Below are 20309 nucleotides of genomic sequence, written 5' to 3' on the forward strand. Positions count from 1 at the left end.
TTCCCGCACTTCCCCCGAGTCGGCGGCCATGTCGTCCATGGCGCCCTCGGCGGAGCCTCTGTCACGGCGGTGGCTGTTCGGCGCCTCTGTCGTAGCGTTTCTTCTCGCATTTCTCCAAACCCCCGGCCGGCTCGCCGCTGACACCAAGTACGACCTGTCCCAGAATCCGATCGGATTCCTGGAACGGGCCGCGCATCAGTGGAGCAGCCAGGCCCCCATGGGCCAGGTGCAGAACCAGGCCTACGGTTACTTCTTTCCGCACGGCGCGTTCTTCGCGCTCGGCGACGTCCTGAGCGTCCCGCCGTGGATCACCCAGCGGGTCTGGTGGGCCCTGCTGCTCGTCGCCGGATTCTGGGGCATCGTCCGTCTTGCCGAAGCACTCGGTGTCGGCAGCCGCTCGTCCCGGATCATCGCCGGTGTCGCGTTCGCGTTCTCCCCCCGTGTCCTCACCACCCTCGGTTCGATCTCGTCGGAAACCCTGCCGATGATGCTGGCGCCGTGGGTCCTTCTGCCCGTGGTCGTCGCCCTCTCCCATGTGAGTGACAAAGCGTCCCGGGACACGCGATGGCACTCACCTGCACGGTTGGCGGCCCAGTCGGCGCTCGCCGTCGCGTTGATGGGCGCGGTGAACGCCGTCGCGACCGTGGCCGCGTGCCTCGTCGCAGCTCTGTGGTGGATCTCGCACCGGCCCAACCGTCGGTGGTGGGTGTTCACCGCGTGGTGGTTCCCGTTCCTGGCACTGGCCACGTTGTGGTGGATCGTGCCGCTGCTGTTGCTCGGCAAGGTGAGCCCGCCGTTCCTCGACTACATCGAGTCGTCCGGGGTGACCACGCAGTGGACGTCCCTCGCCGAGATTCTCCGCGGCACCGACAGCTGGACGCCGTTCGTCTCCCCCGAGCGGATCGCCGGCGCGGTCCTCGTCACCCAGCCCGCCGCGGTCGCGGCGACCGGTCTGATCGCCGCCGCGGGTCTCGCCGGACTGTGCATGCGGTCGATGCCGGCCCGCGGTCGCCTCACCCTGATCCTGTTCGTCGGTGTCGCCGGACTCGCGGCCGGGTACATCGGCGAACTGGGCTCCCCGTTCGCCGAGCAGGTGCGACTGTTCCTCGACTCCACCGGGGCGCCCCTCCGGAACGTGCACAAACTCGAGCCGCTCGTCCGACTGCCCCTCGTGCTCGGGCTGGCGCACCTGCTGGCGAAGGTGCCGCTGCCCGGGTCCGTGCCGGTGGCCCGGTGGCGCAGCGCGTTCGCGCACCCCGAGCGCGAACCGATGGTCGCGGTGACGAGCCTGGTGCTGGTCGCCCTCACTCTGGCGACGTCGCTGGCGTGGACGGGCAAGCTCGCACCGCGGGGCACGTATTCCGAGGTCCCCGGCTACTGGCAGCAGGCCGCCTCGTGGCTGGAGGACAACGCCGGGGGCACGAGCCCCGACGGTTCCGATGCGGAGCGGGCTCTCGTGGTGCCCGGTGCACCGTTCGGCAGTCAACTCTGGGGTCTCACCCGCGACGAGCCGATGCAGGCGCTGGCGTCCACGCCGTGGGCGTCCCGCGACGCCGTCCCGCTCACCCCGCCCGGCACCATCCGCGCGATGGACTCGATCCAGCGGCTGATCACGGACGGCCGCCCCTCGGACGGCATGGCGCAGACCCTGCTCGGCCAGGGCATCCACTACCTCGTCCTCCGCAACGACCTCGACCCCGAGACGTCGCGGTCGACGCGCCCGCTGCTCGCGCACCAGGCCGTCACCGGCTCGCCCGGATTCACCCAGGTCGCGGAATTCGGTGAGGACATCGGCCCCGGCGACGTCGAAGGCCTGGTGATCGACAGCGACCTGCGGCCCCGATACCCGGCGATCGAGATCTTCGAGGTGTCGATGCCGGACGGTTCGCCGACGACGAGCGGGCCGTACACCGCGAACCTCGACGGCGTCCCCCGGGTGCAGGGCGGTCCGGAATCGCTGCAACGCCTGCGGGAGAACGGCGCCCTGCCCGGAGCCGGACCGGTACTACTGACCGCGGACGCGAAGCGCGCCGGACTGCCGGTCGACGACGTCACCGTCACGGACACGCCCCGGAACCGCGAAACCGACTACGGCCAGGTCGACAACCACAGTTCGGCACTGCGCACGCCGGACGACGCGCGCCGCACGTTCAATCTCGTTCCCGACTATCCGGTGGCGGATACCCCGCTGGTGGAGGGGCAGTGGGAGGGCGCGACGCTGAGTGTGTCGAGTGCCGCGTCCGACGCCACGCAACTCGGCGGCGCCTCCCCCGCCAGCAGCGCCGCCGCGACCGTCGACGGCGACCCGGCGACGGGCTGGTTCAGCAACGGCATCGAGCGGGCGCTGGGCCAGTGGCTCCAGATCGACTTCGACACCCCGCTCACCAGTTCGCTGCTGCACATCACGACCAGCCCGGCCGCGATCGGCGCCCCCGTCCGCTGGATGGAGGTATCGACCCCCAACGGCAGCACGGCCGTGAAGGTGGACGCCCCGGGCAAACCGATCGCCGTGTCCGTCCCCGGCGGCATCACCCCGTGGGTGCGGATCACCGCGACCCGCACCGAGAACGGTTCCGCGGGAACGCAGTTCGGCATCAGCGAGGTGTCGGTCGAGGACTTCTCCCAGCGTGACGCCCCGGTCACCGTGCCGATCCGGTACCGGACCGTGTTGCCTCTCACCCCCGACGGCGCGTCCGTCTCGGGTTGGGATCTCAGCCAGGAACTCCCCGGCCGCAACTCGTGCGCCGATTCCCCGGACCGCGTGCGGTGCAGCAACGCCGTCGTCCTGCCGCCCGAGGAGGTCGGCACGTTCGAGAGAACGTTGTCGGTGCCCGAACCCACCGCGGTCACACCGCAACTGATGCTGCGGGCGCGGCACGGGGCACCGCTGGAAGAGCTTCTCACCCAGCGGGATTCACCGTCCGCCCACGGCACCAGCAACATCACCGACCTTCGTGGGTCGGCGTTCGCCGCCACCGACAACGATCCGCGCACCAGCTGGTCGGCGAAACAGGACACCACCAGCGGCAAGGGCGCGAAACCGACTCTCACGATCGACCTTCCCGAACCGACGCTGGTCACCGGCCTGCAACTGACCCCCAGCCTGGGTGCCGTGCCCGCCGCCCCCGACCGGGTCGCCGTCGACCTCGGGAACGGACCGCAGGTGCGCGACGTGGACGAGGACGACGGGACCGTCACGGTCGAACCCCGGGTGACCGACCGGATCGTGCTCAGCCTCGTGTCCTGGAAGAGCACCCTCGATCAGAACGCGCTGGGTTTCGCGCAGCTGCAGCCGGCCGGACTCGCCGAGGTCGGGGTGCTGGGCGAGGACGGCGTCCTGCTGCCCGGTTCGGGTCCGGCCGACGATGCCGGCGCCCGCCCGGTGGCGGTTCCCTGCGAGGAGGGGCCGGTCGTGACGGTCGGCGGGCAGCCGGTTCGAACGAGCGTCACGGCAACTGTCGGGCAATTGCTCTCCGGTGACCCGGTTCCCGCGACCCTCTGTGACACGGCCGGCCCCGTTCCGCTGGGAGCCGGATCCCAGGACGTGACCGTCGACCCCGGGTCGGCGTTCTTCGTCGACAGTCTCCGCCTCGACGCCGGACCGCAGGCCCAGGCCGTTCCGACCGAGCAGGTGTCGACCACCGCGTGGACGGAGAACCATCGGGAACTCACGGTGCCGCGCTCGGACGCCGAGCGCGTCGTCGTCGTCCCCGAGAGCACCAACGTCGGCTGGGTGGCCACCGCACCGGACGGCAGCGAACTGACACCGATCGTCGTGGACGGCTGGCAGCAGGGGTGGATCCTGCCCGCGGGAACCGAGGGGACGGTGACCCTCGACTTCCCCACCGACCACTGGTACCGCCTCGGGATCTTCGGCGGTCTGCTGCTGCTGATTCCGCTGATCGCCGCCGCGCTGTGGCCGCGTCGCGCACGTCAGCGCGATTCCGGCCCGGCACCCCGGACCTGGGGCAGCGCGACGGTCGGGTGGCTGGGAATCCTCGCTGCCGCCACCGTGATCGGTGGTCCCGTCGGCGCGATGACGACGGTCGTGGTGACGCTGCTGGCCGTGACCCTCGTCCGGCTACGCGGAACCGCCACCACGGCGCGCGTGCTGGTGGGGGTCGCCGGAGCGTCGACGATGCTCGGCATGGCGATGCTCTCCACCGGCCCGTGGCGGGCGCCCGGCGGGTACGTGGGGCACTCGTTCCTCGTTCAGTTCCCGCTACTGCTGGCGCTCGTCGCCACCGGGCTGGCGGTGCTGCCGCTCGGACGGTCGGCGCTCCTGACGCGCGCCTCCCAGCGTTTGACGGCGCGGCGAGCCGGTTCCTCCACCAACGCGTAGCTGGCCGACGCGACCGCGACGCTCATCACGGTCGTCAGGAACAGGATGTAGACGAAGTGGCCGGTGAACGGAACGAGCCCGAACACCGGAAAGACGATCGACAGCACCGCGAGGTGCCAGATGAAGATGCCGTACGACCAGCGGCCCACGGCGAGAGCGAGCGGACTCGCGAGGTAGCGGTGGCTGGATGTGTCGGACAGCACCAGCGGGGCCATCAGCGCGAAGCTGATGACGGCGCCGAGCGCCATCTTGACGGCGTACTGCCACGGTTCGGGACGCACCAGCCCCTCCGGGCCGGCGAGGTCGGTCGCGGTGAGGGCGAATGCCACAGCGGCGACGAGAAACATCCGGACGCGATGATGTGCCCAGCGGTGCATTCGTCCGGGCGGACTCACCGCAAGTTCGGCCAGCAACATCCCCGCTCCGAACCAGGGCAGGTACCCCGGCAGCCAGTTGTCGTGATGGATGCCGCCCGGCGTCGACACCGGCACGAACGCCCACGTCAGGCTCACCGCGATCAGCGCGAGAATCGCCGGAACACGCAGCCGCGCAGCCGGACCCCGCAGCCCGACCAGCGCGAACGCCAGCAACGGAAGCACCAGGTAGAAGGCCACCTCCACCGACAGACTCCACATCTGGGTCAGACCGTCGGTGAGCGTGAGGGGCACGAACACCTGCACGAGTCCGAGATTCGCCCACCACGTGCGGTAACTCGCGTTCGCGGTGGGCAGGAACGTCAACACCACCGCCACGGCGACCCAGTACGCGGGCAGGATGCGCGTTGCCCGCGAGATCCAGTACCGGACGATTCCCTGGGCGGGGCCCATCCCTCGCGCCGCGCCGGCATGGCTGCGCCACAACAAGAATCCGGACAGCGCGAAGAAGACCGCCACCGCCAGATCGAATCGTCCCCAGATGCGGCCGAGGACGGGCACGTGCGTGGCACCGGTCTGGAACGCGACGTGCGTCACGAGCACACCCAGCGCCGCGAGACCGCGCATTCCCTCGAGTGCGGGAATGAAGCTGCGCGGGGTTGCGGTCGTGCGCGTGGTGGCCGAGGTGCTCATCACCAACAGTGTGCCTGGTCCCGGGGCTGTGACGGAAAACTCCGTCCGAGTCACTTCGATGGCGAACGGCCGATGCGTTTACTATCCGATGGGGCAAATGCGCGTTCGAGACTGTTAGTGTTTTGCCTCACGTGGTGTCGATGTGGGCTCCATGCGATCCGTGCAGCCGTGCTGCCGGTGGGGGAATCTCAATCGACAGAGTTGGGTTAGGAGAGAAAGCATGGCGGAGCGCTCAGGGCCGAGCCGGATACTTGCTTGCATTCTGGTGGGCCTCGGTGCCTTCCTCTTGGCCGTCGCAATCCTCATTCCGACCTATGGGATGAGCAAGTTGGCAAAGACGCCTTTGGATCTCGAGGCGACCACGATTGCCAAGGCAAACGGCAGTGTTCTCAACTCGCAGGCACTTCTCGCAGGCAAGGCCGAAGTCAACACGAATGTTCCGTTGGTGTCGCAGCGCTTCGTCACGTCCGAGGATCCTGCGGACGCCGACGTGGTCACCATCCAGAATGGTCAGACGCTCCGGCGCACCGACAAGCAGGGCGACACCGGATTGCTCACCGCGTTCGTGGACCGCGTCACCGTCGACCGCAAGACGGCTATGCCGACCAACGATCCGGTGGGCACGATCCAGACACAAGCGAACCAGCCAGCCGAGGAAGTTCCGCGTGACGGACTTCAGTACCGGTTCCCGTTCAACTCGGAGAAGAAGGCCTACCCGTTCTTCGACGTGACCGCACGCACCACTAACGACATCAACTTCGTCGAGGAGACGGAGATCAACGGTCTGAAGGTCTACCACTACAACCAGACCATCGAACCCGTCGATCTCTCGAAGGTCGCCAACCTCCCCACCAACAAGTTGACTCTTCCCGCCGACACCTGGGGTGTTCCCGGCGGCGCTCTGCCCGTCACCATGACGCGCTGGTACACCAACGTGCGCGACGTGTGGATCGAGCCCCAGACCGGTGTGGCCATCAAGGGTCAGGAGCAGGTTCACCAGTACTACGCCCGGAACAAGGACAAGCCTGAGGTCGACGTGTTGAAGGCAACCCTGCCGTTCGACGAAGAGACCATCGAGAGCCAGGCCGAACAGGCCCGGGACGGCATTGACCAGCTCAGCCTGATCGGCCGGACCATTCCGATCATCGCCGGCATCCTCGGTGTCATCGCCCTGATCGCAGGAATCGTCCTGGGTCTGCGCGGCGGCAAGGGCAGGCAGCCCGCGCACACCGCCGGCGACGACTATCCGCCGAGCGACGGTGGCCGCCACGTCGACCTGGACAAGTCGGAGGCTCCCACCGAGCAGCACGACTGGACCACGGACAAGACGGAAGAGATTCCCGTGCAAGATCCGCGCCGGTACGACGAGCGATAGAGCAGTACAGCCGGACGCCACGTAGTCCGGTCGCGAAGGGGACCTCGGTAGTGCACCGAGGTCCCCTTCGTCGTTCCCGGGGGCGGCTGTGCGGTGTCGCCCGATGTCACAGGCGGCTCGTCGGGTTGAACGGATGTCACATCGGGCGCGGGGCATCGCGCCGCGCGCTGCGCACGGCGAGAACGCCGGCGACCAGTGCCGTGCTCGACGCGACCGTCACGGCGACGGCGATGAACTGCCCGATCGTGGACGCGAGGGTCAGCATGCCGGTCATCTCGATGGCAAGACCGATCCAGGCGATCACGGCGAGGTGCGTCCGCTCCCCCGCGATGGCGGACAGCAAGGCGCCCTGCAGGACGGCCAGGCAGGCACCGTGGAGCGCGAACAGCCACAGCAGCGACTGGACGGGCTGGTACGCGTCGCCGACGAGGAGCGGGACGAGGGGGGCGGCCACCGCGACGCCCGCGACGAGTACCGCACCGAGTCCGACGAGGACGGCGAGCGCCGACCGGATCGCCTGCGCGGAGTGCGCGGGATTCGCCATCCGCGGGTAGAGCACCACCCCGACGGCCTGCGGCAGCCAGAATGCGGCCTTGGTCGCGACGGCGCCCAGTGCGTACAGGCCGGCGTCGTCGTTGCTGAGCACGATCCGGGCGATCACGAGGTCCATCGACGACAACGCGATCAGCGCCAACTGCACCTGCGACGCCTTCAGCACGGCCGCGACGCCGATCCGGGTGCTCGACTCCCCGGTGATCCCCGAATCGGCGAACAGTCGCGCGCACAGCGCTACCAGTCCGGTGCCCACCGCACTGGCGGCGAGCGCGAGCCCCGGCCCGGCGCCGACGGCCAGCACCACGACCGCCGGAACGACCTTCGCGACACCCGCTGCCGCGAGGACGACGCTGAGCGGACCGAACCGCGCCGAGCCCTGCAGCAGTCCCTGCTCGGTGGCGAGCAGGACGAGGACGGGCGCCGTGACGAGCGCCGAGAACGTGGCGAGCATGCCGGTGTCGAGCGCCCACGACACGAGGGGGGCGAGCAGCATCGCCGCGACCGCGACGATCACCGCGCAGCGGTATCCCAGCAGCCGCACCGCGTGGGCTCCCTTACCCCGGACCACCTCGCGGGCGACGACGGTCTGCAGTGCGAGAGCGGGGACGGCGAGGACGAGCTGGGCCGCCAGCAGACTCGCGAACTCCCCGTAGCCCGCCGGTCCGAGCCAGCGGCTCGCCGGCAGATGCAGCAGGTAGGACGCGATGTTCGCGATCATCGAGCCCGCCGTCACCATCGTCACCCCGGCGACCGCCGAGCTGGTGAGGGTCTGGCGTGGCATGCGCCCCATGATGCACTACGTGCCGTGCGAGCCGGGTCGATGCACCACGTATCGTGACGGCCCATGACCGCCCGGCGCCGAGCACCGTTCGTCGTGCCGGGTTACAGCCTCCTTCTGGCGTTGCTGATCCTCGGGCCGCTGCTCGGGCCGGGCTATCTGCTGTTGCGGGACGCGGTCAGCACTCCCCGCTCGTATCTGACGGATTCGGCGCTCGGTCTCACGGATGCCGCCGCGCGGGCCGTGCCGCAGGACGCTCTGCTTGCGACGCTGAGCGTCGTCGTCGACGGCGGCCTGGTGGTGAAGGCCATCCTGTTGCTCGCGCTGTGGGCGGCCGGCTGGGGCGCGGCCCGGATGGTCCGCACCGTGCTGCCGACGGCGGGGCTCGGACCGCGGCTCGTGGCCGCGACGGTGACGGTGTGGAATCCGTACGTCGCCGAGCGACTGCTGCAGGGGCACTGGAGCCTGCTGACGGGGTACGCGGCGCTGCCGTGGGCGGTGTGCGCAGCGGTCGCGATTCGACGGGGTCACGGCCGGGGGTGGTTCGCCCTCGCGGCCTGCCTCGCGGCGGCCGGGCTGACCCCCACCGGGGTGTTGCTCGCCGCGGTGACGGCGGTGGCCGTCCTCGCACTGCCCGGCGGACGATCGGCCGCGTGGCTCCGGGTAACCGGCGCGCTGGGCCTGTTCGTCGCCGCGAGCGCGCCGTGGCTGGTGGCCACGGCCCTGGCCGGAGGCGGCGGGGACGGCTCCGATCCCGCCGGGGTCGCGGCGTTCGCGGCGCGCGCCGAACCGGGGCTGGCGACGCTCGGCAGTCTCGCCGGCCTCGGCGGCGTGTGGAACGAGACCGCCGTCCCGGATACCCGGACCACACTGTTCGCCCTCGTCGGAACGGTCCTGCTGCTCGGCGTCGTGCTGTGCGGACTCCCGGCGCTGTGGCGGCGGCGACGGCATCCCGTGGTGGCCGCACTGACCGCACTCGCACTGGTGGCGGTGCTGCTGCCCGCACTCGGCGCGACCGCGTGGGGACTCGACGTCGGCCGTTGGATGGTGCAGAACGTCCCCGGCGCGGGGTTGCTCCGGGACGCGCAGAAATGGGTGGCGCTCGCGGCGCCGCTGTATGCGCTCGCCGCCGCGGCCGCGGTGCTGCGACGCCCCGGCACGTGGTCCGTCTCGGCCGTCCTGGTCGTGCTGCTCGCCCTCCCCGACCTCGCGTGGGGCGTCGGGGGCGCGCTGCGCCCGGTCCACTATCCGCCGTCGTGGCAGCAGGTAGCCGCCGAGGTGGAGGGCGACGCGCACAGCGGAGACGTCGCCGTGCTGCCCACCGGCATGTTCCGCAAGTTCTCCTACAGCGGTGCCGCTCCCGTTCTGGACCCCGCCCCGAGAATGCTGCCGGAGGACGTCCTGCAGACGGGCGAGCTGGTGGTGGCCGGGGGCACGGTGGAGGGCGAGGGGTCCCGGGCGCAACAGGTGGAACGGGTGCTGCTCACCGGCGGTTCGGCCGCCGATCTGGCGTCGCTGGGCGTCCGGTGGGTCCTGGTCGAGCGCGACACGCCCGGACCGCGCGGCGAATCTGCGACCACCCTGGCCGGTCTGGAACGACAGTTCTCGGACGAGCATCTGGAGCTGTACCGCGTCGGCGGCGACGTAGCGCGGCACGAGGCGTCCGACCGGGCGCGCGCGACGGTGGTCGCGGCCCACGTGCTGTGGGCGCTGCTGCTGGCCGGCGGTCTACTCGGCGCGGGCGTGCTCGAGGCCCGGACGCGCCAGCGCCGGCGACACCAGCCCTGACGTCCGCAGGCCCGCGGCCGTGCCCGCCAGCACCTCGTGGACGCCGTTCCCGGTGTGCTTCCAGGAGAACTCACCCGCGCGGACCCGCGCCTTCTCACCGAGCACCATGCGTGTCTCGGGGTCGAGCAGGAGGGTGTTGACGGCCGCGGTCAGTTCGCCGACGTCGGCCGTCGCCGCTTCCGCGCTGCCGACCAGGACACCGGTCACGCCGTCGACGATCGAATCCGTCAGCCCCTTGGAGCTGCGGTAGCCGACGGTCGGGACCCCGTGCTGGGCGGCCTCGATGACGGCCAGACCCCAGCCCTCCTTGCGGGACGGCATGACGTGCACCCAGGACTGCGACAGCAACTGGTGCTTGCGGGTTTCGTCGACGTGCCCGTGGAACGTGACGGCGTCGCCGATGCCCAGTTCGTGTGCGTGGTCGCGGAGATTCTGCTCCCACCAGCCGCCACCGATGACGTCGAGGTGCACGTCGGCGATCGTGGGGCGCAGCGCCGCGATCGCTTCGAGGGCGTCCTCGATCTGCTTGTGCGGCACCAGCCGGGACAGGACGCACACGCTGGGATGCGCGGTCCGGGTGTCGGCGCCGCCGACGTCCACGCCGAGAGGGATGTCGTCGGCGCCGTTGCGCACCACCGCGATCCGTTCGCGCTCGACGCCGAGTTCGACGAGTTCGTCGGCGGACGGCAGCGACACGGTGAGGTACTGGTCGTCCCGATGGGTGCGCGGCGACAACCGGGATTCCACCCACCAGCCGATCTTGCCCATCAATCGGCCCGCCACGGGCCACTGCTCGCGGTGGCAGTGATGCACGAGCAGCGTCACGGGTGCACCGGCGACGACGCGGGAGAAGAACGGGATGCCGTTCTGGGTGTCGATGACGGCGTCGGGCCGGATCCCTCGTAGCGGTCCGAACCCGAGCCGGCCCGCGGCGATCGCGGCGAGGGCGCGGGGGTAGACGCTGTACCGTCCGCCCGCCCGGCTGATCTCGATGCCGTCGACGGTCTCCTTCTTGGCGGCGCCGCGGTAACCGGCGGTGCGGAGGGTGACCTTGATTCCCCGCGCCGCGAGCTGGGCGCCGACCTCCTCGAGGTACCGCTCACTGCCGCCACCCTGAGGGTGACCGGTGTCGCGCCAGCAGAGCAGCAGAACCTCTCGCACGTTCATATACTCCTGTGGTCGGTGCGGTACATGTGGTCTCGGGGCGGGACGTTCCGCGCTGTAGTCCCCGAACACCCTATCGGTCGCGTTCCACCGGATGTTGCAGCCACCGCGAACGGATTGCGGCCCCGGCGGCGGCACTCGCTAAGGTTCAGTCTCGTGACGACGCCTCCCGTGACCCGGCGATTCGGTCGACGGGCAACCCTGAAGCGGTCGTTCGGCCTGCTCAGCGACTTCCGGCACGAACAGACCGCACCCGACCTGTTCTACGGCGCCCTCGCCCGCGACTCCGTCGAACTGATCGGCGACCTGTACGGCGGTCTCACCGAATCGGACCTCACCGGGACGACGGTCCTGGACGTCGGCGGCGGCCCCGGTTACTTCGCGGACGTGTTCCAGCAGGCCGGCGCCCGGTACGTCCCGGTGGAGCCGGATCCGTCGGAGATGCATGCCGCGGGTCTCGCCGTGGGCGGCGCGGTCCGCGGGTCGGGGTTGGCGCTGCCGTTCCGGACGTCGTCGGTGGACATCTGCTTCTCCTCCAATGTCGCCGAGCACGTCAGCGAACCGTGGGCAATGGCGGACGAGATGGTCCGGGTGACGAAACCCGGCGGCCTGATCGTGCTGTCCTACACGTTGTGGTGGGGCCCGTTCGGCGGCCACGAGACCGGGCCGTGGCATGCACTGGGCGGTGAGTACGCCGCCCGCCGCTACCTGCGCAAGAACGGCCGCGAACCCAAGAACCGGTACGGCGTCTCCCTGTTCAAAGTGGGTGCGGCCGACGGGCTTCGGTGGGCCCGCCGCGCCCCGGACGCGGACTTCCTCGCGGCGTTCCCCCGCTACCACCCGCGCTGGGCGTGGTGGATGGTGCGAATCCCCGGACTGCGGGAGTTCCTGGTGAGCAACCTCGTTCTCGTGATGCGGAAGCACTGACCGTGGTCGCGCTGGCTGTCGACATCGGCGGCACCAAGATGGCCGCCGGCATCGTCGACGCGGACGGCACCGTGCCGCATCCGGCCACCACCCCGACGCCGGCGACCGGCGTCGCCGACGCGTGCGCCGCCCTGCTGCGGGAGGTCGCGGGAGCGGCAACGATCACGTCGGTCGGTATCGCGTGCGCGGGACCGGTCGACACGGTCGCCGGCACCGCGTCACCCATCAACATCGACGAGTGGTCGGGCGGCTTCGGCCTGGTCGGCTTGGTGCAGGAACTTTTTCCCGGCGTCCCCGCGAGGCTGGCGATGGACGGCGCCGCCGCCGCTCTCGGTGAGCATCACCACGGTGCCGGGCGCGGTGTCCCCGACCTGCTGAGCCTGGTCGTATCCACCGGCATCGGCGGCGGAGTGGTCCTCGGCGGCCGCATCGCCACCGGCCGAACCGGCAACGCGGGACACATCGGTCACCTGGTGGTCCCCGGCGGAACCGAGCCGTGCACGTGCGGCGGGACCGGGTGCCTGGAGACGGTGGCGAGCGGACCGTCGTCCGTGCGCTGGGCCCGCTCCCGGGGATGGCGCGGGACGACGGGCGTCGAATTGGCGAGGGCCGCCGCGGACGGGGACGACGTCGCCGTGGCCGCCCTCGACCGCGCCGGGACCGCACTCGGGCAGGCCATCGCGTCCGCCGCAGCCCTCCTCGACGTCGATCTCGCGGTGATCGGTGGCGGATTCGCGCAGGCGGGACCGCCGCTGTGGGACCCGATGCGCAGGGCCGCCGCCCGCCACGCCCGGTTGTCCTTCGTCGCGAATCTGCGGGTGGTCCCGGCGGAACTCGGCGCCTCCGGAACCCTCGTCGGGGCGGGAGTGCTGGCCGTCGACGAGGGCTGACGCAGCGGGATCTCCTCACCTGTTCCGAAATTCTGTAACGTGTTCTAGTGTTCAGGGTCACACCACGTTCAGGAGAGGAGGTGACCGTGAGCACGAGCACCGCCCGATCCGCCGACGACTCCGATCACTCGTCCGAAGTCGCCCGGCCCACTGACTCCCGTCGCGATCCGGAAGTACTGCGAGACGCGCTGCAACGTTGGCTCGCCGCCCAATTGCCCGCCGACGCCGCACCCGAGGTCACGCACGTCCACCTCCCCGACGCCAACGGCATGTCGAGCGAGACCATCCTGTTCGACGCCACCTGGTCCGGCGAGGTTCACCCACTGGTCGCGCGGGTCGCGCCGGCCGACACGACGATGCCTGTCTTCCCGGAGTACGACCTCGACGGGCAGTTCCAGGTGATGGCGCAGGTCCGGGAGCACTCCGCCGTCCCGGTCCCGGTCGTCTACTGGTCCGAATCCGATCCCGGTCCGCTGGGCGCCCCGTTCTTCGTCATGGCCCGCGTCTCCGGGCAGGTCCCGCCGGACGTGATGCCCTACAACTTCGGGTCGTGGGTGACGGAGGCGACCGAGGAGCAGCGCGCGCTGTTGCAGCACAGTGCGGTGAATGTGCTTGCGCTGCTGCATGACATCGACCGGCCGTGGGAGCGGTTCGCGTTCCTGCAACTGCCCGGCTCGGGTCCCACCGTCACCGAGGCGCTCGCCGCGCACATCCGGCAGCAACGCGACTACTACGAGTGGACGACGCTGTCCGGTCCCCGGTCCCCGCTGATCGAACGCGGCTTCGCGTGGATGGAGGAGAACCTCCCGGACGACCCCTCCCCCGCCGTCTTCTGCTGGGGCGACGCCCGCATCGGCAACATGATGTTCGAGGACTTCCGGCCCGTGGCCGTACTCGACTGGGAGATGGCCGCACTCGGACCCCGCGAACTCGACCTGGGCTGGATGACGTACCTGCACCGGTTCTTCGAGGACATCGCCGCGGCCGCCGGACTGGACGGGATGCCCGACTTCCTGCGACTCGACGACCTCGCCGCGCTGTACGAGGAATTGACGGGTCACACGCCCCGCGATCTCGAGTACTACACCGCCTACGCGGCACTGCGGCAGGCCACCATCATGCTGCGGATCCAGGAGCGCGCCATCCACTTCGGACAGGCCGTCGCTCCGGAGGATCCGGACGACATGATCATGCACCGCGCGTCGCTGGAGGCGATGCTCGACGGCACGTACTGGGAGAAGATCCGATGACCGCCGACTACGCGGGAAATCCGCTGTCCCCGATGGACGACTACCCCATCCATCAGGTGGCCGAACCCATCCGGCGCGTCGCCACGTCCGACCGCAACTTCTACGACCGCTACTACTTCAACTGCTACCCCTCGGCCGAGTCCGACCTCTTCCTCATCATCGGTCTCGGCCAGTACCCCAACCTCGGCGTGACGGACGCCTTCGCGGTGCTCCGCCGCGGCGACGACCACATCGTCGTCCGCGGGTCCGCGGCCCTGGGACACGACCGCTCCGACAGCACCGTCGGACCGTTCCGCGTCGAGGTCCTCGAGGGTCTGCAACGCTTGCGCGTCGTGCTCGAGCCCGGCGACTACGACCTCTCCTTCGACCTCACCTTCGACGGCGCGATCCCCGCGACGCTGGAGCCCCGCCACTTCCGCAGGCAACTCGAGCGCGTCACCTTCGATACGAGCCGATTCGTCCAGACCGGCACCTGGGCAGGCGAACTCACGATCGACGGGCAGAGCCGCCCCGTCACCCCCGACACCTGGCGCGGCAACCGCGACCGGTCGTGGGGGGTGCGCCCCGTCGGCGAGTCCGAGCCGCCCGGACGGCGCGCGGTCGACGGGATCCAGAACTTCTTCTGGATCTACTCGGTGATGCAGTTCGAGGACTACTCCGTCTCCGTCGTCCTGCAGGAGGACGAACTCGGCAGGCGCATCGTCGAGGAAGCCGTCCGCATCTGGCCGGACGCCGACCGCGAACCCGAATGGCTGGGCCGACCCGAACACGAGCTGAAGTTCGAACCGGGGACACGGGACGTCACGTCGGCGTCGCTGAGTTTCCACCGCCCGACCGGCGAGGTCGTCACCGTCACCTGCGACCTGCTGGTTCCCAATTACATCGGTATCGGCACGGGGTACGGCCTCGAAGCCGATTGGCGTCACGGCATGTGGCAGGGCGAACTCATGGTGCAGGGACTGCGCAAACGAGCGTCCGAGATCGAACCGGGACTCCGGATGTTCTGCCCCGTCGACAATCTCACCCGCTTCCGGCTAGAGGACGGCGGCGAGACCGTCGTCGGGACCGGGCTGTTCGAGGTCGCGGCGATCGGCCCACACGCACGGTACGGATTCGACAGTTTCACCGACACCGCCTCCTGACCGGGGGAACGACACGAGGAATGGACTCATGACCGACTACGACAAGCTCTACATCGGCGGCAAGTGGGTGGCCCCGGCCACCGATCAGGTGCTCGAAGTGTTCTCCCCGGCAACCGAGGAACGCGTCGGCAGCTGTCCCGTCGCGTCGCCGGCCGACATCGACGACGCCGTCGCCACTGCCCGGCGGGCATTCGACGAAGGTCCGTGGCCGCAGACCACTCCCGCCGAGCGCGGGGAGATCCTCGCGAAGGCGGCGAAACTCATCGAGGAACGCGGCGACACCCTCAACGCACTGATCTCGTCCGAGATGGGCCAGCCACCCGCGATGGTCGGGATGATGCAGCAGACGCCGTCGCTCGCGACCCTGAACTTCTATGCCGGCCTCGCGAACGAGTTCGAGTGGGAGCAGACCCGCACCGGCGTGTTCGGACAGACGAAGGTGCTGCGGGAGCCGGTCGGCGTGGTGGCCGCGGTCCTCGCCTGGAACGTGCCACTGTTCCTCGCCGTCAACAAGCTGTCCCCGGCGCTGCTCGCCGGCTGCACCGTCCTGCTCAAGCCCGCACCCGAATCTCCGCTCTCCACACACCTTCTCGCCGAAATCTTCGCCGAGGCGGGTGTCCCCGAGGGTGTCATCTCCGTCCTGCCCGGTGGCGCCGAGACCGGCGAATACCTGGTGTCGCATCCCGGGATCGACAAGATCACGTTCACCGGCAGCAGTCCCGTCGGCCGCAAGATCGGCGCCATCGCCGCACAGAACCTCAAGCGCTGCTCCCTCGAGCTGGGCGGCAAGTCGGCGGCCATCATCCTCGAGGACGCCGACCTCGCATCCACGATGCCGATGCTGGTGATGTCCGGGCTCATGAACACCGGGCAGGCATGCGTCGCGCAGACCCGGATCCTCGCCCCGCGTTCCCGCTACGACGAGGTTCTGGACGCCCTCGTGGCGGGTGCCGGATTCATGACTGTCGGCGATCCCTCCGATCCGGCCGCGCAACTCGGTCCGCTGATCTCCGAGAAGCAGCGCGACCGCGTCGAGGGCTACATCGCCAAGGGCAAGGAACAGGGCGCCCGCGTGGTACTCGGCGGCGGCCGTCCGGAAGGCCTCGACAAGGGCTGGTACGTGGAGCCGACCATCTTCGCGGACGTCGACAACTCGATGACGATCGCCCGCGAGGAGATCTTCGGACCCGTCCTGTCCGTGATTCCCTACGACTCCGAGGACGAGGCGATCAAGATCGCCAACGACTCCGACTACGGACTCGCCGGCTCGGTGTACACCACCGACATCGATCACGGTCTCGCCGTAGCGAAGCAGATCCGCACCGGCACCTACGCCATCAACTGGTACGCGTTCGACCCCGGCTCACCGTTCGGCGGCTACAAGGCCTCCGGCATCGGTCGCGAGAACGGACCGGAGGGGCTCGAAGCGTTCTGTGAGACCAAGTCCGTCCTCATGCCGCCCGGTTACAGCGGATAGGCGCTCCGCGCCCGTGCGCCTTTCTGGTTGCTGCAGCTACCAGAAAGGCGCACAGGCGTTAGCGTGATCGGGTGACCGCATCGACTCCGGACACCACCCACGACGCCGATGGTGAGAGTGCACTCACCGTCGTCCTCGCGTTCGGCGCGAACATTCTGATCGCACTGGCCAAGACCGTCGCCGCGGTGGTCACCGGCTCGGCGTCGATGGTGGCGGAGGCCGCCCACTCGTGGGCCGACTCGGGCAACGAGATCCTGCTCCTGATCGCCAATTCGCGGGCCAAGCGCACGCCGGACCGCATCCATCCGCTCGGGTACGGGCGCGAGGCCTACGTGTGGTCGATGTTCGCGGCGTTCGGGTTGTTCGCGCTGGGCGCGGGGGTGTCCGTCACGCACGGCATCCAGGAGCTCGTGCACGCCGAGCCAGCAACGAACTTCGCCGTCGCATACGTCGTGCTCGGTGTCTCGTTCGTGCTCGAGTCCATCTCCTTCCAGCAGGCGTACCGACAGTTGCGCGCCGAGGCCATCGCCATCGACCGCGACGTCCTGGCCCACGCACTCCGCACGTCCGACCCGACCACCCGGGCCGTGTTCGCGGAGGACGCCGCGGCGCTCATCGGTTTGGTCATCGCGTTCGTGGGCGTTCTGCTGCACCAGATCACGGGATCGGCGATCCCCGACGCAATTGGCTCCATCCTGGTCGGGATCCTGCTCGGCGTCATCGCGCTGATTCTGATCGACCGCAACCGGCGATTCCTGATCGGCGAGGAGGCATCCCCCGCCCTGCGCCAGGCCGGCATCGAGGCGCTCGAGGCGCTGCCCGAGGTCGACCGGGTGACGTTTCTGCGCATGGAGTACCTGGGACCACGACAGGCGTACCTGGTGGCGAGCGTCGACCTGGTCGGTGACTACGCGGAGTCCCGTGTCGCCCATACCCTCCGTGACCTCGAGGCCCGGCTCGAACGGAACTCGCACGTCGTCCGCGCGATACTCACCCTGTCGACAGAGGACGAGCCGACGATCACCCTGTGAGATCGCCGGCTCGCCGCCGTTTCTGCGGTCTAGCTGCCGAACTGGACCCCGCCCAGCGGGCCGCCGACGAGGACGATCTGCGGCATCGTGGTCTGGGGGTTGGCGACGGTGCTCAGCGACAGGCATTCGCCGATGACCGCGTACGCGCCGTCCGGAAGCTCCGGTGTGGTGAACGTCTTGACCGCGTTGCCTGCGGCGTTCGCGACGACGCGCTCGATCGGGTTGGTGGCCCACGCGACGAATCCCGGTTCGAGGACGACGGTGGGATCGGCGAGGACGGCGGGCAGCTTGGTGGCGTCGAATGCCACTGCACCGCAGGACTGGGCGTCCAGCAGATTCAGGACGTTGGGGTTAGTGACGGTGATGTCGAGGGTGTTTCCGTCGACCGCGGTCACCACGGTGGGAGGCTGGACTTCCGTCGCTGCGGATGCGGTCGCCGGCATGGTGACGGCTACGGTGGCGGCGGCCGCGGCAGCGAGTGCGGCACCTCCGGCGAGTCGTTTCATGCCCCTACTGGTCCCTGTCTGCATCTGCAATCCTTTCGTCGGGTGCGAGCTTCGAGAATCGAGGCTTTACAAACCGAATGGTATGCGTTTACTGCAGAATCCTCCCCTGAAACGACGAATGTCACAGTGGTTCAGTCGGACTGAACCACTGTGACATTCGGTCACCGGGGGGACTAGCTCAGGCGCTGCTTCAGGGCCTCGAACTCATCACGGATGCCGGAGGGAACCTTCTCGCCGAGGAACTCGAACCATTCCTCGATGAGCGGCAGCTCCTGCTTCCACTCGTCGACGTCGACCTTCAGCGCCTCGTCGACGTCGGCGGCGTCGACGTCCAGGCCGCCGAGCTCCAGATCGGCTGCGGTCGGAACGAAACCGATCGGGGTGGACTCGGCGCCGGCCTTGTGCTCGATACGGTCGACGATCCACTTCAGCACGCGGGAGTTCTCGCCGAAACCGGGCCACAGGAAGCGGCCGTCGTCGCCCCGACGGAACCAGTTGACGTAGAAGATCTTCGGCAGCTTCTCGGAATCCGCGTGCTTGCCGAGGTTGATCCAGTGGTTCAGGTAGTCGCCGGCGTTGTAGCCGATGAACGGGATCATGGCCATCGGGTCGCGGCGGACGGTGCCCACGGCACCCTCGGCGGCAGCGGTCTGCTCGGACGACAGCGTCGCACCGAGGAACGTGCCGTGCTGCCAGTCGAAGGACTCGCTGACCAGCGGAACCGTGGTCTTACGGCGTCCACCGAACAGGATCGCGGAGATCGGCACACCCTGCGGGTCGTCCCACTCCGGCGCGAGGATCGGGCACTGCGACATCGGGGTGCAGTAGCGCGAGTTGGGGTGCGCGGCCTTCTCGCCCGACTCGGGCGTCCACTCGTTGCCCTTCCAGTCGGTGAGGTGCTGCGGGTCGCCCTCGAGCCCCTCCCACCAGACGTCGCCGTCGTCGGTCTGCGCGACGTTCGTGTACAGCGAGTTGCCGGCCTCGAGCGTCTTCATCGCATTCGGGTTCGACCCGTAGTTGGTGCCCGGCGCGACGCCGAAGAAGCCGTACTCCGGGTTGACGGCGTACAGGCGGCCGTCCTCACCGAAGCGCATCCACGCGATGTCGTCGCCGAGGGTCTCGGCGCGCCATCCGGGGATGGTCGGCTGGATCATCGCGAGGTTGGTCTTGCCGCAGGCACTCGGGAACGCGGCCGCGATGTAGTACGGCTTGTCCTCCGGGGAGATCAGCTTGAGGATCAGCATGTGCTCGGCCAGCCAGCCCTCGTCGTGGGCCATCGCCGACGCGATGCGCAGCGAGTAGCACTTCTTACCGAGCAGAGCGTTTCCGCCGTAGCCGGAACCGTAGCTCCAGATCTCGCGATCCTCGGGGAAGTGGGTGATGTACTTGGTGTCGTTGCACGGCCACGGGACGTCGGCCTGACCCTCTTCGAGAGGTGCGCCGACCGAGTGCAGCGCCTTCACGAACGGCTTGTCGGTGCCGAGCTTCTCCATCGCGGCGGAACCCATGCGCGTCATGATGCGCATGGACACGACGACGTACTCGGAGTCGGTGATCTCGACACCCAGCTTCGGGTCGTCCGCACCGAGGGGACCCATGCAGAACGGCACCACGTACATGGTGCGTCCGCGCATGCTGCCGCGGTAGAGGTCGGTCATGAGCGACCGCATCTCGGTCGGGTCCATCCAGTTGTTGGTGGGCCCGGCGTCGATCTCTTCACGCGAGCAGATGTAGGTGCGGGACTCGACGCGTGCGACGTCCGACGGGTCGGAGTTGCCGACGAACGAATTCGGCTTCTTCTCGTCGTTGAGTCGCGTGAACGTACCGGCCTCGACGAGCTGCTCGGTCAGTCGATCCCATTCTGCGTCCGAGCCGTCGGCGAAGACGACGCGATCGGGCTGAGTGAGTTCGGCAACCTCTCGAACCCAGGCGAGCAGCTCACTGTGCTCCGTGGGGGGCGTGCCGTCAGTTCCGTTCAGACCGGGAATGGTCGCTGAGGTCATCAAACTCTCCTGGG

13 protein-coding genes and 1 pseudogene are annotated in these 20309 nt (G+C 69.3%); 9 read left to right on the forward strand and 5 right to left on the reverse strand.

The annotated features are described in order from the left end of the window. Window positions 1-28: 28 nt before the first annotated feature. On the forward strand, window positions 29-4342 hold the full coding sequence (locus G9373_RS32065) for an alpha-(1->3)-arabinofuranosyltransferase (protein WP_167118800.1): 4314 nt from the start codon (window positions 29-31) through the stop codon (window positions 4340-4342). 23 nt (window positions 4343-4365) lie between these two features. Here G9373_RS32065 and G9373_RS32070 read toward each other — a convergent pair. Beyond that, window positions 4366-5409: pseudogene (locus G9373_RS32070) on the reverse strand (acyltransferase); the annotation flags it as partial. A 220-nt stretch (window positions 5410-5629) separates the two neighbouring features. Between G9373_RS32070 and G9373_RS32075 the strand changes: the two are divergent. Beyond that, complete coding sequence (locus tag G9373_RS32075) at window positions 5630-6784, forward strand: porin PorA family protein (RefSeq protein WP_167118807.1); 1155 nt, start codon at window positions 5630-5632, stop codon at window positions 6782-6784. A 136-nt stretch (window positions 6785-6920) separates the two neighbouring features. On the opposite strand, the gene G9373_RS32080 is transcribed toward G9373_RS32075, so the two are convergent. Continuing rightward, window positions 6921-8120 carry a polysaccharide biosynthesis protein gene (locus G9373_RS32080; RefSeq protein ID WP_054248367.1) on the reverse strand — a complete coding sequence of 400 codons (1200 nt, stop codon included), beginning with the start codon at window positions 8118-8120 and terminating at the stop codon, window positions 6921-6923. Window positions 8121-8183: 63 nt separating this feature from the next. Here G9373_RS32080 and G9373_RS32085 point away from each other — a divergent pair, with 63 nt between their 5' ends. Next, window positions 8184-9905 (forward strand): hypothetical protein, encoded by a 1722-nt coding sequence (locus tag G9373_RS32085; protein WP_133986194.1) that lies wholly within the window; start codon window positions 8184-8186, stop codon window positions 9903-9905. Here G9373_RS32085 and G9373_RS32090 read toward each other — a convergent pair. Beyond that, window positions 9846-11066 carry a glycosyltransferase family 4 protein gene (locus tag G9373_RS32090; RefSeq protein WP_043789983.1) on the reverse strand — a complete coding sequence of 407 codons (1221 nt, stop codon included), beginning with the start codon at window positions 11064-11066 and terminating at the stop codon, window positions 9846-9848. The two genes, G9373_RS32085 and G9373_RS32090, sit on opposite strands and share 60 nt — an antisense overlap. A gap of 174 nt (window positions 11067-11240) precedes the next feature. On the opposite strand from G9373_RS32090, the gene G9373_RS32095 reads away from it, so the two are divergent. From G9373_RS32095 to G9373_RS32120, 6 genes are all read left to right on the forward strand, one after another. Next, window positions 11241-11996 carry a class I SAM-dependent methyltransferase gene (locus tag G9373_RS32095; RefSeq protein ID WP_005566981.1) on the forward strand — a complete coding sequence of 252 codons (756 nt, stop codon included), beginning with the start codon at window positions 11241-11243 and terminating at the stop codon, window positions 11994-11996. A 2-nt stretch (window positions 11997-11998) separates the two neighbouring features. Next, window positions 11999-12886 (forward strand): ROK family protein, encoded by an 888-nt coding sequence (locus tag G9373_RS32100; RefSeq protein WP_054248606.1) that lies wholly within the window; start codon window positions 11999-12001, stop codon window positions 12884-12886. Window positions 12887-12966: 80 nt separating this feature from the next. After that, window positions 12967-14136, forward strand: a complete 1170-nt coding sequence (locus tag G9373_RS32105) for a phosphotransferase family protein (RefSeq protein ID WP_054248605.1) — start codon at window positions 12967-12969, stop codon at window positions 14134-14136. After that, entirely contained in the window at window positions 14133-15278 is a 1146-nt protein-coding gene (locus G9373_RS32110; protein WP_054248604.1) for a hypothetical protein, read from the forward strand. Before G9373_RS32105 ends, G9373_RS32110 begins: the two co-directional genes overlap by 4 nt. Before the next feature lie 28 nt (window positions 15279-15306). Further along, the gene (locus tag G9373_RS32115; RefSeq protein WP_005573537.1) at window positions 15307-16755 is read left to right on the forward strand and encodes an aldehyde dehydrogenase; all 1449 of its coding nucleotides are present in this window, start codon (window positions 15307-15309) and stop codon (window positions 16753-16755) included. 71 nt (window positions 16756-16826) lie between these two features. Then, window positions 16827-17786 (forward strand): cation diffusion facilitator family transporter, encoded by a 960-nt coding sequence (locus G9373_RS32120; RefSeq protein WP_167118814.1) that lies wholly within the window; start codon window positions 16827-16829, stop codon window positions 17784-17786. Window positions 17787-17815: 29 nt separating this feature from the next. Here the strand turns inward: G9373_RS32120 and G9373_RS32125 are convergent, their stop codons facing one another. Both G9373_RS32125 and G9373_RS32130 read right to left on the reverse strand, forming a co-directional pair. Further along, a complete protein-coding gene (locus tag G9373_RS32125) occupies window positions 17816-18316 on the reverse strand; it encodes a hypothetical protein (RefSeq protein WP_037204339.1) in 501 nt (166 codons plus the stop codon). 149 nt (window positions 18317-18465) lie between these two features. Continuing rightward, window positions 18466-20295, reverse strand: a complete 1830-nt coding sequence (locus tag G9373_RS32130; RefSeq protein WP_005573539.1) for a phosphoenolpyruvate carboxykinase (GTP) — start codon at window positions 20293-20295, stop codon at window positions 18466-18468. Window positions 20296-20309: the final 14 nt, after the last annotated feature.

It is taken from the genome of Rhodococcus sp. A14 (assembly GCF_011603105.1).
Classification (GTDB): Bacteria; Actinomycetota; Actinomycetes; order Mycobacteriales; family Mycobacteriaceae; genus Rhodococcus_F; species Rhodococcus_F opacus.